At 38.1% G+C, this 12,808-nt stretch carries 15 protein-coding genes and 1 pseudogene; 15 read left to right on the plus strand and 1 reads right to left on the minus strand.

The annotated features are described in order from the left end of the window. The first annotated feature begins 105 nt into the window (after positions 1–105). The 6 genes from AC13CQ_RS10700 (at position 106) to AC13CQ_RS10725 (ending at position 4,621) form a co-directional block, all read left to right on the plus strand. Complete coding sequence (locus AC13CQ_RS10700; RefSeq protein WP_268225811.1) at positions 106–591, plus strand: asparaginase domain-containing protein; 486 nt, start codon at positions 106–108, stop codon at positions 589–591. A gap of 72 nt (positions 592–663) precedes the next feature. Beyond that, positions 664–1,518, plus strand: coding sequence for a LuxR C-terminal-related transcriptional regulator (locus AC13CQ_RS10705; RefSeq protein WP_482882887.1), 855 nt, complete (start codon positions 664–666; stop codon positions 1,516–1,518). A gap of 256 nt (positions 1,519–1,774) precedes the next feature. Continuing rightward, the gene (locus AC13CQ_RS10710) at positions 1,775–2,611 is read left to right on the plus strand and encodes an RteC domain-containing protein (protein ID WP_268225809.1); all 837 of its coding nucleotides are present in this window, start codon (positions 1,775–1,777) and stop codon (positions 2,609–2,611) included. A gap of 323 nt (positions 2,612–2,934) precedes the next feature. Then, positions 2,935–3,219, plus strand: a complete 285-nt coding sequence (locus tag AC13CQ_RS10715; RefSeq protein WP_268225808.1) for a helix-turn-helix domain-containing protein — start codon at positions 2,935–2,937, stop codon at positions 3,217–3,219. A 3-nt stretch (positions 3,220–3,222) separates the two neighbouring features. Beyond that, on the plus strand, positions 3,223–3,975 hold the full coding sequence (locus AC13CQ_RS10720) for a hypothetical protein (RefSeq protein WP_268225807.1): 753 nt from the start codon (positions 3,223–3,225) through the stop codon (positions 3,973–3,975). Next, positions 3,959–4,621 (plus strand): P-loop NTPase family protein, encoded by a 663-nt coding sequence (locus tag AC13CQ_RS10725; protein WP_268225806.1) that lies wholly within the window; start codon positions 3,959–3,961, stop codon positions 4,619–4,621. The genes AC13CQ_RS10720 and AC13CQ_RS10725 overlap by 17 nt, the downstream gene beginning before the upstream one ends. Before the next feature lie 96 nt (positions 4,622–4,717). Here AC13CQ_RS10725 and AC13CQ_RS10730 read toward each other — a convergent pair whose 3' ends face one another. Next, positions 4,718–5,359: an N-acetylmuramoyl-L-alanine amidase family protein gene (locus tag AC13CQ_RS10730; RefSeq protein WP_286949906.1), complete on the minus strand. Its 642-nt coding sequence runs from the start codon at positions 5,357–5,359 to the stop codon at positions 4,718–4,720. A 188-nt stretch (positions 5,360–5,547) separates the two neighbouring features. Here AC13CQ_RS10730 and AC13CQ_RS10735 point away from each other — a divergent pair, with 188 nt between their 5' ends. The 9 genes and pseudogenes from AC13CQ_RS10735 to AC13CQ_RS10775 all read left to right on the plus strand — a co-directional run bounded on the left by AC13CQ_RS10735 (position 5,548) and on the right by AC13CQ_RS10775 (position 12,792). Then, on the plus strand, positions 5,548–5,835 hold the full coding sequence (locus AC13CQ_RS10735; protein WP_311686802.1) for a hypothetical protein: 288 nt from the start codon (positions 5,548–5,550) through the stop codon (positions 5,833–5,835). Between the two features lie 31 nt (positions 5,836–5,866). Continuing rightward, the gene (locus tag AC13CQ_RS10740; protein ID WP_311687472.1) at positions 5,867–6,151 is read left to right on the plus strand and encodes a hypothetical protein; all 285 of its coding nucleotides are present in this window, start codon (positions 5,867–5,869) and stop codon (positions 6,149–6,151) included. Continuing rightward, entirely contained in the window at positions 6,138–8,540 is a 2,403-nt protein-coding gene (locus AC13CQ_RS10745) for a TraG family conjugative transposon ATPase (RefSeq protein WP_482882888.1), read from the plus strand. The genes AC13CQ_RS10740 and AC13CQ_RS10745 overlap by 14 nt, the downstream gene beginning before the upstream one ends. A 4-nt stretch (positions 8,541–8,544) precedes the next feature. Continuing rightward, complete coding sequence (locus tag AC13CQ_RS10750; protein ID WP_311687468.1) at positions 8,545–9,126, plus strand: conjugal transfer protein; 582 nt, start codon at positions 8,545–8,547, stop codon at positions 9,124–9,126. Between the two features lie 2 nt (positions 9,127–9,128). Next, positions 9,129–9,970, plus strand: a pseudogene (locus AC13CQ_RS10755) (hypothetical protein). A 20-nt stretch (positions 9,971–9,990) separates the two neighbouring features. Continuing rightward, positions 9,991–10,605 (plus strand): conjugal transfer protein TraK, encoded by a 615-nt coding sequence (locus AC13CQ_RS10760; RefSeq protein WP_482882889.1) that lies wholly within the window; start codon positions 9,991–9,993, stop codon positions 10,603–10,605. A 33-nt stretch (positions 10,606–10,638) separates the two neighbouring features. Further along, entirely contained in the window at positions 10,639–11,568 is a 930-nt protein-coding gene (gene traM / locus AC13CQ_RS10765; protein WP_311687462.1) for a conjugative transposon protein TraM, read from the plus strand. Next, entirely contained in the window at positions 11,565–12,422 is an 858-nt protein-coding gene (locus AC13CQ_RS10770) for a DUF4138 domain-containing protein (RefSeq protein WP_311687460.1), read from the plus strand. Before traM ends, AC13CQ_RS10770 begins: the two co-directional genes overlap by 4 nt. A 7-nt stretch (positions 12,423–12,429) precedes the next feature. Next, complete coding sequence (locus AC13CQ_RS10775; protein ID WP_311687458.1) at positions 12,430–12,792, plus strand: hypothetical protein; 363 nt, start codon at positions 12,430–12,432, stop codon at positions 12,790–12,792. The last annotated feature ends 16 nt before the right edge of the window (positions 12,793–12,808 follow it).

Raw genomic sequence — 12,808 nt, forward strand, 5'->3', positions numbered from 1 at the left:
AACCTCCTGAAATTGAGAACCCTAGACGGAACATTAGACATATACATACCCTAAATAACGCAAAAATTAACCATTATATTTATAGGTCACAACAAGTCCTATTTTATGATACATATAATCACAACTGGCGGTACAATTGAAGGGGTGGACCATGATCCACAAGAAGATAATACCCATGAAAAAATAATTTCAATAGAGCATTTTTTTAGGTCTGCCAATGTTTCATTTCCCTATTCGATTGAAAATGTCCTTAACAAGGACAGCCGTTTTATTACAGACGAAGACCGGGAACTTTTGGTTAAGAAAATAAAGGCTTCGGACACAGCTAAAATAGTATTAACCCACGGTACTTTCACTATGGAAGATACCGCAAAATATATCGGAAAACTTAACCTGAACAAAACGATAGTCTTAGTTGGCTCATTCGTTTTAGGCTCATCCTATGGCACAGATGCCCCATTCAATTTAGGTTATGCAATATGCTCTGTACAATTTCTAATACCAGATGTTTATGTAGCTATGAACGGCACAATATTCAACTGGAAGAATGTCACTAAAAATTTAGAAACCAACAAATTTGAGCAGCTATGAAAAGATTAAATGTTTGGAACATCAATACATTGGACGACTTTCTTCTATCTTCTATTAGATACGGTCATTGTATTGTGCACAATCTACTATTCGACCAGAAAAGATTCTAGTGGTTACAAAAGGTTTCTGTACTTAGGCATTCTGTTCATAGCATACAATTTAACCGGTGGGTTCTTACCAACTGAATATTTTCTAGGACCTATTATTATTCAGTACATCATAACCTATGGAGTTGCCATTGCTTTGTGCATTTATATCGTTTATTATCTGTACAAAGAATACGATATTGAGGTCTTAAAATATAATTCCTCTATCAGAAATTTAGCAATTGTTGCATCGGGAAGTTTCGTTCTGTTTTTTTTGATTCCATACTTTTTTACCAATTCTTTGGACTCTGCGAGATTACTTTTTACCGTACCCATCGCTTGTTTGGCTTTTGTTTTTCTTTGGATTTTCCATAAGAGAATTTCCAATCCGAGCAACCCGAATGATTATATTTTACGGCGTATCCGGTTGTCTATGGTTAGTATTGGAAGCATCGCTTTGCTGCCAATATTAACCGTTATAGGGGACTATCAATGGTTAACCTTTACTATTATGAATGCAGCGTTTTACGCCATTACAATAATTGAAATAGATAGGTATTTGTATTTCTTGGAAAACAAAACAAAAATGTACGAGGTATTTGCAATGAGCAGAGAGCAGGCACTCTGTCTGCCCGAAACGAAAATTATTTACGAGGATTTGACCAGAAGAGAAATCGAAATTACGCTATCGATTTTAAGCAATCTGAGCTATAAGCGCATTGCTAAAGACTTGTTTATAGCAGAAAGTACAGTTTCTAAACACGCATCCAATATTTATAAAAAAACAGGTGTTAAAAACAGACGGCAATTCATACATCGATACCGCAAAAAATCAAAATAGCAAGTAATAGGGGATAACAACGTTTTTCGTAGGAAATTACGGTGAGTTCCGTATTTATCTACGGATTAAAATACTTGTCCTTATAGAACAAAGGTCTATTTTTATAACGGTTCTTTAGATTCCCCTGTGATTAAAACTTTCTACTTTATAAGTACACTTTCTACACATTCGCGAACTAAAGATGCCACTACAAACTAAGCGACCTATCCTAAGAATACCCGTTAAACTAACGGCAGAATTAAATTTATGGTTGCAAATGGACTTACAAACTTTAACAAAGGAACTTCTCGTCAAGTTGAACGAGATAAGCCTCGAAAATCTACCGATTTTGGAACGGGCACATCGTTCTATAAAAGTTTGTAGAAATCTGCTCAGTATATTCAAGCGTGAAATTCTGGTCAATGATTTCGACTCCTTAAATGACGAAATTTACTTCTTTAAACAAACCAAACAGATACCGTTGGCAGAACTCATCTACTTCTCTGAAATTCATTCTTTTGAAATCCAATTTCCCAAAGCCGATAAAGCCGCACAGCTAAAATTCATCAAGAAAAAGATAACCAAGCTCAACCGCTTCTTTTTATATAATCTTGATTTTGGGCAATATATCAAATCAGGGGCAACCCACTTTGACAAGGAATACTACACACGCGATCACCTGGACACCTATCACATAACCACTTCAAAATTCTACTTCCAAGACCCAGATTTTTGTACCCCAAGGGATATGTTGTTGGGCAAGTACAAAGCGTATGATTCATTGGTAGGATATATGAATGAAAAGCAACTTAAAATCAAAAGTGGCTTGAACGGAAAATACTTGAACAGAAAACCTGCCGAAAAAATCGATTGGCCATTCTCGAACACCGATTGGGTAGAACTCGTTTATGCGCTTTACGCTGCTGGACTATTTAATAAAAATAAGCTGAGTATTGTTAAACTTTCCAAGATGTTGCAGGAAATATTCAACTTTGAGCCAAAAGAAATCTACAAATCCTTTCAGGACATCAAAAATCGTAAAAATAGCCGCACACTATTCCTCGATCAACTTGCTGCCTCCCTGCTCAAAGAAATGGATAAAAGCGAGGGATAATAAGCGTTCCCCAACTTCCACACTCTCTTATCACATCGTCAATTAAAGACCGTACTACGGTTGACCTATGGTCTTTTGTTTTTAAATACCGTCTGCATATAATTTAGTGTGATTTAGCTCACTATTTCTAATTTACAACCCTCAAAACACCTCAAAAACCATCAAATTTCAATATGTTAAATTTTCACCGTACTACGGTCGTAATGGGGAATAAAATACAATAAACCGGCCCAAATTTGTAGAACGAAAGTCAAATCCTGCGAGGGGCTATCAAAACTAGCTTAAAGCATTTTGGTAGTCCCTTTCTTTTAAAAAAATCTATTATGCCAACAAGTATTATTACCACAGACGATCTTCGGGAATTCAAAATGGAATTGCTCGATGACATTAAAAAATTGCTTTCCAATCAGTCTAAAGGAAAGCTCAAAAAATACCTTAAATCTTCCGAAGTGATGGAATTGCTTCAGGTAAGTCCGGGTACACTTCAAAACCTTCGCGTCAATGGCACCTTGCCCTACACGAAAGTGGGCGGTATCATTTACTATGATGCCGAGGAAATCCAGAATGTAATGACCGCAAATCGTGTGCAGCACGAATTAAATTCTTAGGCGATGAATTATATAAAGCTTCTCAACGCGGCTTTTGAAAAATTCTTCTTTGATGACCGCTTGAACCCAACGCATATCAGCCTATATATGGCTTTATTCCAGGAATGGAACAGCAGCCGCTTTGCCAGTGAATTTTACGTAAACCGGCGCGAATTGATGCGGGTGGCCAAAATAGGTTCTAAATCTACATATCACCGGTGTGTAACCGATCTAGATTCTTGGAAATATCTTTTTTATTATCCGTCCAATAATCCATACAAAGGCAGCAAAATCAAGATGGCCATTATCGGGACAAGTGATGAACCGGATTTGGGACTGTACGATCCCGAATTGGAACAACTTGCGGAACGGTACCATCCCATACGTGAACCGGTAGTGTACCAGCACCATCCCACCAACGGACAAGCTGTGTACCCTCACCGTCCCGTGAGTGGACAAGCATTGGTATCTAATATAAACAATACCAAACAGGTAAACATTAATAAACAACCAAATGGCAGGCAGGCCGTTTTAGATTTTTTTATTGAAAAAAGTTTTTCTGCTGATGAAGGAAAAAAATTCTTGGAGCATTACCAAGCGAACGATTGGAAAACGAGCGATGGAAAAGAAATTAGGGATTGGCGTGCCGTAGCCATCAACTGGATGGATAGAACCGAATTATTTACCGAAGAAAACAAACCATACAAAACGGGAGCGTCCCAAATCAAGGACAACTTGCGAACCACTAAAACTAAGGATTATGGACAACCCCTCTAAAATAACCGAAGGCGGCGTGGAATACTCGCTGGGCAAGTTTGACGGAAAATGCGTGCTCTACGATTTCCCGAAAATCCTGATTTACCTGAATGCTAAAGGCAAACTGCTTTTTGGGAAGAAATTCAAGATTTACGATGAGGACAAAGATATTCTGCTGAAACTCTGTTCCTACTTCATCAAAGACAAGGAAAACTGCCAAAAATTTGATATCGATGTTGAAAAAGGGATTTTACTTTCGGGCCCAGTAGGGTGCGGGAAAACCAGTTTATTAAAACTTTTACGGCATTTAGTGCCGTTGCAACGCCCTTACGAAATGATCCCTTGCCGGAATGTGGCATTCAGTTTTAACCATCTTGGTTTTAAAACCATCGAGGATTATGGAAACACTAAGTTTTTCTGTTTTGATGACTTGGGGGTAGAACCTGCCGGGAGGTTTTACGGTAAGGATCTGAACGTGATGGGTGAAGTTCTTCTATCGCGTTACGAACTTTATCTTCAGACCAAACACAAAATCAAGACCCACGCGACAACAAACCTAAATGCAGAAGAATTGGAGGAACGTTACGGTAACCGTGTTCGTAGCCGGATGCGGGAACTGTTTAATCTGATTGCATTTGATGAGGGGGCTGGGGATAAGAGGAAGTAGATTATTTTTTGAAGGATTTATATAACAAAATCACTTCTGAAATAAATTGGGCTATAATATCCTTCAAACTCTTTGTTAATTCTAAAAAAATATCTTTCATAATTTTAATAGTTTTTGAATAGATAATAATATCGATAGTGCTATGCGTTCAATATTGTTGCTGTCTGAAATATAAAAGCTCTCATCTTTATTACTCAAAAAGCCTAATTCCATCAGCAAAGAAGGGCAAAGACCAACTGTTTCCCGTAGCACCTGAAAATTTGCAAACTTCACACCTCTACTCTCTAAACTCAGCTTCTTATTTAGGTCATCTTGCAGTTGAAAAGCAAACCAAGTAGAATGATCCGAGTATTTGGATATAGCGTTAGCCACATAAAGTTCTATCCCTCTCGCATCCGGATTATCTGAATGATTGCAATGTAACGACACGAACAAATTAGCATTCAAGGCTTTGGCCAGCTTAGTTCTGTCCGATAATGAAATTAACGTATCGTTATACCTGGTCAAGTAAATATCCAAAGGTTTATCCAAATCATTATTCAACCTTAAAATATCATTAGCAATGGAAAAAACAACATCCTTTTCTTGGATGCCATTTATGCTAATTGCACCGGAATCTTTTCCACCGTGTCCGACGTCAATCACGATTCGTTTTTGAGCAGTCGGTTCTTGCCCAAGAATGATGCACATTTTTAGAAGCAAAATCACAAAACTGACGTTTTTGAGCACTTTTTTCATTTTCAATTTTCGGGTTATGAACAACTTCCCTTCAAAAATCCATAGGATTTGATGCCAATTAATAGCAACGGAATTCAAACAGAATCAAATAATATTTTATTCACAAATATTTGATTTTCAGTTATTTACATTCAAATATATGTAAATTTCCAATAACGAAAATGAACTAAAATTTAAACCGTTCCGTTATGAAAAAATCAATCTACTTGGCAATGTTTCTTTCGTTGCTCTCAAAATCGCTTTTTGCACAAATCGGAGGGATAGAAGATTCCGTTGATGATGTTTCGAATACCATTAGGGTTATTTTTCCAATTCTCCTGGGTGTAATTTTTCTAGTTGGTTTCCTCTTTAACGCAGGGCACTTCTTTGGAGAAAATGCCGATCTCAAAAAAGGGATTACTCGTGTTCTGGTCTTTGTTTTGATCGCCGGCGCGGTCGTAGGAATCTTTACCTACTTAATTGGAATTGTGGTCTAAACCTCGCAGAGAGATTTATTATCCAAGCACTATGAAAAAATTCGAGGTATATAAGAACATCAGGAAACGGGCGGTCATATTCGGGCTGCCCATTTCCCTGTTTGCCTTGATGATGGTTTCCATTTTGGCTTCGCTATTAATCATCATTTTCTCATTCAGCTTTGGGATGATTATAGGTGTGTTGGTCTTCAACGCTTCCCTATATGTGGCGCTGACGAGGATAGCACACAATCCGCAACTGTTCCAAATGGCAAAGGCCTTTCCAAAAATCATTAGTAACAAAAGAAATTCCGGTTTTAATTATGAACAAGATTAACCTTTCGGCATATCAACCCATTGCAGATATTCAGGACAATATCGTATTTGTCAATAATGGCAACGTTGTCCTATGCTATAAAGGCAACCTGCCTGAAATATATTCGCTTTCCGAAAAGGATTTTGAGGATATGCACGGTGCGTGGTTTCAGGCTTTGAAATCCTTACCGGTCGGCACTGTGGTTCACAAGCAGGATATCTACCTCAAAAAATCATATGCTTCAGAAAAGCTTCCGAACACAACTTTTCTGGAAAAGGCTACCCACGAGCATTTTAAAGGTCGTAGCCACATCGAGCACAGCTGTTATTTGTTCTTCATTCTGACGAAAAACAAAGCACTCAACAATCCAAAATATGTCAATCCCTTCAGAAAAGTTTCAAAGGGAATCGTACAGGAACTGGATGATAACATAAAGAGTTTCGTAAACTCGGTAAGCGACTCTGTTTCCTTTATAAACAATAGCCGAAAAATGGCGTTCTCTCCGCTTAAAGCGGAAGAAATACAGAAGCTTACAAGTAACTACTTCAATGGATTTAATGAAGGTTATGATACAGACATTATCCTAGATAAAAAAAGCGTCAATATTGGCGAAAACCATTTTGATGCCCTGGCCATCAATAGCGAACTGTGCTTTGGCGAAAGTGTACAGAGCAGCAAGACCAATGAGAAATTCACTTCAGACGATTTTGTATTTCATCAAGGGTTTATTGATGGCTTAGGGCTTACGCTTAACGAGAACCATATCGTTAATCAAATCCTATATCTGGAGGATAAACAAAAGTGGCGAAAGCTGCTCGACAAGAAAGTAGAAGAACTGAACAAAAGCTCAAACTTCGGTTCCCAGAATAAGGTGGTACTCAGTAAAATCCAGTACATCCTTGACCAAATCAATGCTGATGATAATGCCCGAATTATTCGTGGTCATTTGAATATTGTTTATTGGTCAAAAGATGCCAAAGAGCTTGATAAGATAACTTCAAAAATTAAGGCTGAATTTAAGGAATTGGATATCATACCGTATTATCCAAGAGGCGAGGAACGTAAAAATTACATCCTAAATAGCTATTGTTGTTTCTCTTCCAATTTTTCAAACAATGATTTGTATGTAACTGATTTGAAACACGCGCTTTGCCTGTTCATCAATAATACCAATTACAAAAGCGATAACACCGGAATTATCTTTAATGACCGTGAGCATAACATTCCTGTTTTAAAGGATGTTTGGGACGAAAAGAAGAAAAGAATAAAGGCACGAAACTTCGCCATTTTTGCACCAACAGGTGAAGGAAAATCGTTCTTGGCCAATAATATTCTGCGTCAATATTTTGAAAGTGGCGTTCGCTTGGTCATCATTGACCTCGGTGGATCCTATACCAAATTTGCCAAACTCTATCCTGAAAAATATACCGTGCTTAGGTACGAAAGTGGAAAGAACCTTGGTATCAATCCATTTTATATAAGCGATACTAATGACCTCACACCTGAACGTTTGGAAGACTTGTCCGTTTTCTTGTTTGAACTCTTTGCTTCAGACTTAAAAGTCACAAAAGCGCAATCGGTATCGGTCAAAAAGATTCTTCGCCATTATTACGATAGCACTTCAGAAAATCACTCTTTAGATGGTTTTTACAGCTTTATAGAAAGGAATCAGGAAGACCTTCTGAGCACCTTAAAAATCCATCCCGACTACTTCAATGTCACGAGCTTTTTGCACGTAATGTCCGAATATGTCGGCGATGGTCTATATAGTTTCCTGTTTGAAGTGAGCGAAGACCAAACCTATAAAATTGAAGACAAACGTCTGATCGTTTTTGAGTTGGATGAAGTAAAGGACAATAAGGAAATCCTGTCCGTAATGCTCAAGCTTATTAAGTCAGCCATCCAAAGAACCATTTGGAAAAACCGAGCTGAAAAAGGCATCATCCTCTTCGATGAGTTCGCTAAACAACTAAAGTTTGAAAACGTGCTGGAAAGCGTCGAGTTCTATTACCAAGCCATACGTAAGCAAAATGGTGCTATTGGAATTATTTTACAATCCATCAACCAACTTCCAAATAATTCAACTTCAGCAAGTATTCTTGAAAACACACAGGTCATCTATAGCCTGAACAACGAAAAGGGTTATGATGAACTAGTCAAAAGGCTCAATCTATCAAGCCACGATCTCAACCAGTTAAAATCCATTAAGAACAATCTTTCCGGTCCACGCAAATACACAGAAATGTTTATCAAAATAGGTCGTGAGAGCAACATCTTCCGGCTCGAAGTTCCGAAGGAAGTTTATGCCGCCTACCTGACCGATGGACAAGAAAATGAGAAAATAATGAAGCTATACAATGAGCATAACGATATGGAAAAAGCAATAATGCAATTCACATCTAAATCATAATATTATGAAGACGAAAATCAAAATTTTAGTAATGACAGTAGCCCTCACTTTTTTTATGTCAGGCAATGCTACTGCCCAAGGAATGCCAGTATATGACAACACCAATTTTATCAGTCTGGTAAAATCTTTGGTAGAATCTGCGAAGCAGACGAGCCAACTTATCAAGTCTGTGAAATTTCTAAAAGATGCAAAAGAGGCCGTAGAAAAAGTATCCAGTGTTGTCCAACAGCTTAGGGCTGTTGAGGAAATTGGACAGAACAATCAGCGCCTTATCAACGTAATGCAAAATGATTTGCAGGATATTTTAAACTCGCCTTATATCAAACCAGAAGAAGTTTCAAGGGTTGTGGAATCTTTCGACGCCATAGTTCAAAACTCATTAAACACGGTGGATTTTATCGATGAAGTGCTGTCCAGCGATTACCTAAAAATGAGTGATGCCGAGCGTGCTGAAATTCTAAAAGCAAAAGAGCTGGAATCAAAACAGATGGTTTCCAGCATCACAACGAAAACAAAACGCTATCGTGACATTATTTCCTTTAGAAAAATGCAGGATAAAGTCAATAACCGAGAAACCGAATACTAAAAATGACCGCCACAATTCTCTTAGGAATCGGACTAGAATATATCGATACCGTTTTCCAGACCATACAGGCTAGCAATTTTTCGCAATACACAATTGCGGGAATGAAAACGCTCGCTGTCCTGTTCTTTTTGGTCAACATCCTTAAAAGTATAACGAAGGCGTTGCAGAGAAGGACGGTTACACTTGGGGATTGAATCCTGGTGAATTGGTCAAGAATTTTACCATTGTCATCTTGGTCATATTCTCAACTCAGGTATTGGGATTTTTTGATGGCATCTTAGTGGCCATTGAAGGGCAATATCGAGGGACTGCACCGGCTTTATTGCCATTACAAATGCAGGATATTCCAATTGAAGAGGACGTGAGTATCATCGAGGTGGCACAAGCGGCTATGACACTTCTATATGAAGCCTTGGTAACACCGCTCTACGGTTTCGAAATATTTACCTTTATTATCAGTCTTTTCCTATGGATATTGGATTTGTTCATCTATCCACTGTTTTTGGCAGAACGGTTTTTTCTACTCGGAATTATGCAAGCATTTTTCCCGTTGGTCATCAGCTTAGCAGTATTTGAGAAATTCCGCTCGCTCGCTTATACGTTCTTCAAACTGTATGCAGCGGTGTATATGCTGGTGCCTGCTTTCTTTCTGGTCAACGTTTTTGTCAATGCCCTTTATACCGAGATAAATACCAACTTTTGGACAAACCTGTTTGGAACGGACGTTGGCCAGGGCTTTTTTGCACCTGTAGTTCAGTTAGGGTCGGTTGGCTTCATCGTTTTCCTAAAATTCAAATTGTATAGACGCGCCACGTCATTCACGCTCAGATTATTTACTGCATAAGGCAGATTAAAAATGAAAATATGAAAACACCATACCAGAATATTTATAACGTCCTAAAACTGAATCGGCTTATCGTTTTTGCAGTTGTCGTCTGTGCTTTGCTATCCAGTACCTTTTCAGTTTGGATGGCATTCAAAACCAATCAAAAAGCCCTTAATAGTGCCTTTGCTATCAATACCGATGGCAGTATAATTCCGCTGAAGCTCGTAACCCAAAAGGAAAATTTTCGGGTTGAAGCTTTAGCACATTTGGATCTGTTCCACACCTACTTCTATAACATCGATGCCAGTAATTACGAACGCAATTTGGAAAAGGCATTGTGGTTGGGCAATAGTTCTGTGGACAATCTCTACCGCCAGAAAAAAGCGGATGGTGTTTACAACAGGTTGCTTCAGTATTCCTTGGTTCAAAAAGTACTGAGCATCGATTCACGAATATCTGAAAATAATGGCTCGTATAGTTTTACAACAACCACCATTTTTGAAATCAATAGAGGCTCAATAAAAGATACCTATGAATTGGTTTCAACTGGCAACTTAATGATGGTTGATCGGAACTTCCCGAACAACCCACACGGACTTTTGATTACAAACTATTTCGAGAACACCTTAAAGAAAATATCAGATGAAAGTTGAAAGCCGATAATCGGCACTTAAAAACTCACTCTTATGAAAGTAGAAAAAAACAAGATAGTATTTGCCGCGGTTTTGGCCGTGATTTTCATATTCCTGATTTCCTATTCTGTAATGGTAATGGGCGATGATGAAAGTGAAACTGAAAACCTTAAGCAGACCTTAGTGCCAGATTTGGAAGAGGACCAAAAAGAGTACGATTCCAAACTGGATGCTATTAACGACCTGAAAAAAGTGCGTGAAAACAATGCACCCAGCATCTATGATGAAAAGCTGATTGATTCATTGGGATTTTACGACCCAGATTTACCGGAACGCGAAAAAGAACGTATCGTAGATAGCATTTATGAAGCTGGCAAGATTCAGTATTCAGAAAAACGATACCAAAACTTGGGACAGAAAAGAACTATTCGCAAAGCGATACCAACAATCGATTCTGCTGAAGTAAAAAGGGAACAAAAAATTCAAGCGAAAGAATTGGGCTTGGAACATCAATTGTTCTTCGCTACTTCGCCAAAACCTAGCGCCATTTCAGTCATCGGGAATACAGATGAAGCTATCTACGTGGTTGTGGATGGCGACCAAGTAGTAAAAGCTAACACCAGATTGCGGATGCGCCTGACCAAAGCTGCTACCATCAATGGTAAGCTAATGCCAAAGAACACATCCGTTTTTGGTTTTATCAGCTTTCAGCCTAATCGTGCACTCATTGAAATTGAAAACATAAAGCACCATCCTACTAAACTCAAAGCCTTCGATTTGTCAGATGGTAGTGAAGGTATTTATGTGCAAAACAATTTTCGGGCAGAAGCCACTACCGAAGTTCTGGACGATATTATTAGCGACATCAATATTCCAACTGTTCCGCAAGTTGGTGGCGTAACAAAGGTGCTCAGACGTAGCAACAGAAATGTAAAAGTTACGGTACTGAACAATTATAAACTCATTCTAAAACCCAAATTATGAAAACATTCATCTCAATTTTAATACTGGTGTTGATTTCCGTCTTCACACCTCGACTCTGTTCGGCACAAGCTACAGCGTTAAAAACCAAAGTTCTGGACACCATTTATGCTAACGATACCAAAAATGTTGCGCTATTCTTCCCAGAACCCATACGACAAGGCATAACCGGTTCGGACAATTTTGTTTTTACCTACAACCGTGAAAATGAACAGTATTTTGGGCTACTTCAAGCAAAGCCTGGGAAGGAAAGTAATTTGCTGGTAATCAATAGAAATGGTTCGATTTTTTCGTATATTGTAAGATATAAAAAGAAGATATCTAAGCTCAATTATTTCATTCCGCTATCAAATAGTATCGGTAATGAAAAACCGATTTTAACTGATTCAGTCCTTGTTGAATCTTCTGAAGAACTTGTAGATAACAGCACCTATTATTTCCAAAAATTCTGCTCGTACCTTCTTGAAAGAAAACAGCGAATAGGGCGAATCAAGAAGCGAAACGAAGGTATTATCTTGACCGTAGAGAATATTGTTTTTGATAAAGATGAACTCTATTTTGTTATCGAAATTGAAAATAATTCTACGTTGGATTACGATTTGAATTTCTTAAACCTTTCCATCGATACTCGTCAAAAAGGAAAAAGAAAATCGTTGCAGCGGCTCTATCAAGAACCGATATACAAACATAATCTGCCGTCTAAGATTAAGGAAAATGAAACGGCTCGCTTTGTTTATGTGATGCCCAAGTTTTCATTGTCCGATGACCGTCGAGTAATTTTGGAATTGAATGAAAAGGATGGCGAACGCAATACAGAACTAAAAATATCACATAGATATATTAATAACCCAAATTAGTAATGTTATGAAAAGAATAGTCATTTGTTCGCTCGTACTGTTGTTCCTTTCTTGTTTAGAAAGCACAACAAAATCTCCTTCTGAAACTGCCAAAGTTGTTGCAGAAAGCTTTTTCTCAAAAGATGAATCAGCCTTGAAAAAACATACCACTTCAGAAGGATATGCCAGTCTGATTACCGTACAGAATATGATGCCAGATTCTGATAAAGACATCGAGGTAGAAATTTTAGATGAAGCTGTTGATGGCAAACTTGCCTGGGTAAAATACAGCACCACCTACGATGGGAAAACAGGAATTTTTAAACTGGCTAAAGAAAATGGTCAATGGAAAGTTACCAGCAAAGGACCAAGAGAGAAAGGACCTTTTTGAAAAATAAATTTTGAAT

The organism is Galbibacter sp. L-19 (assembly GCF_056857615.1).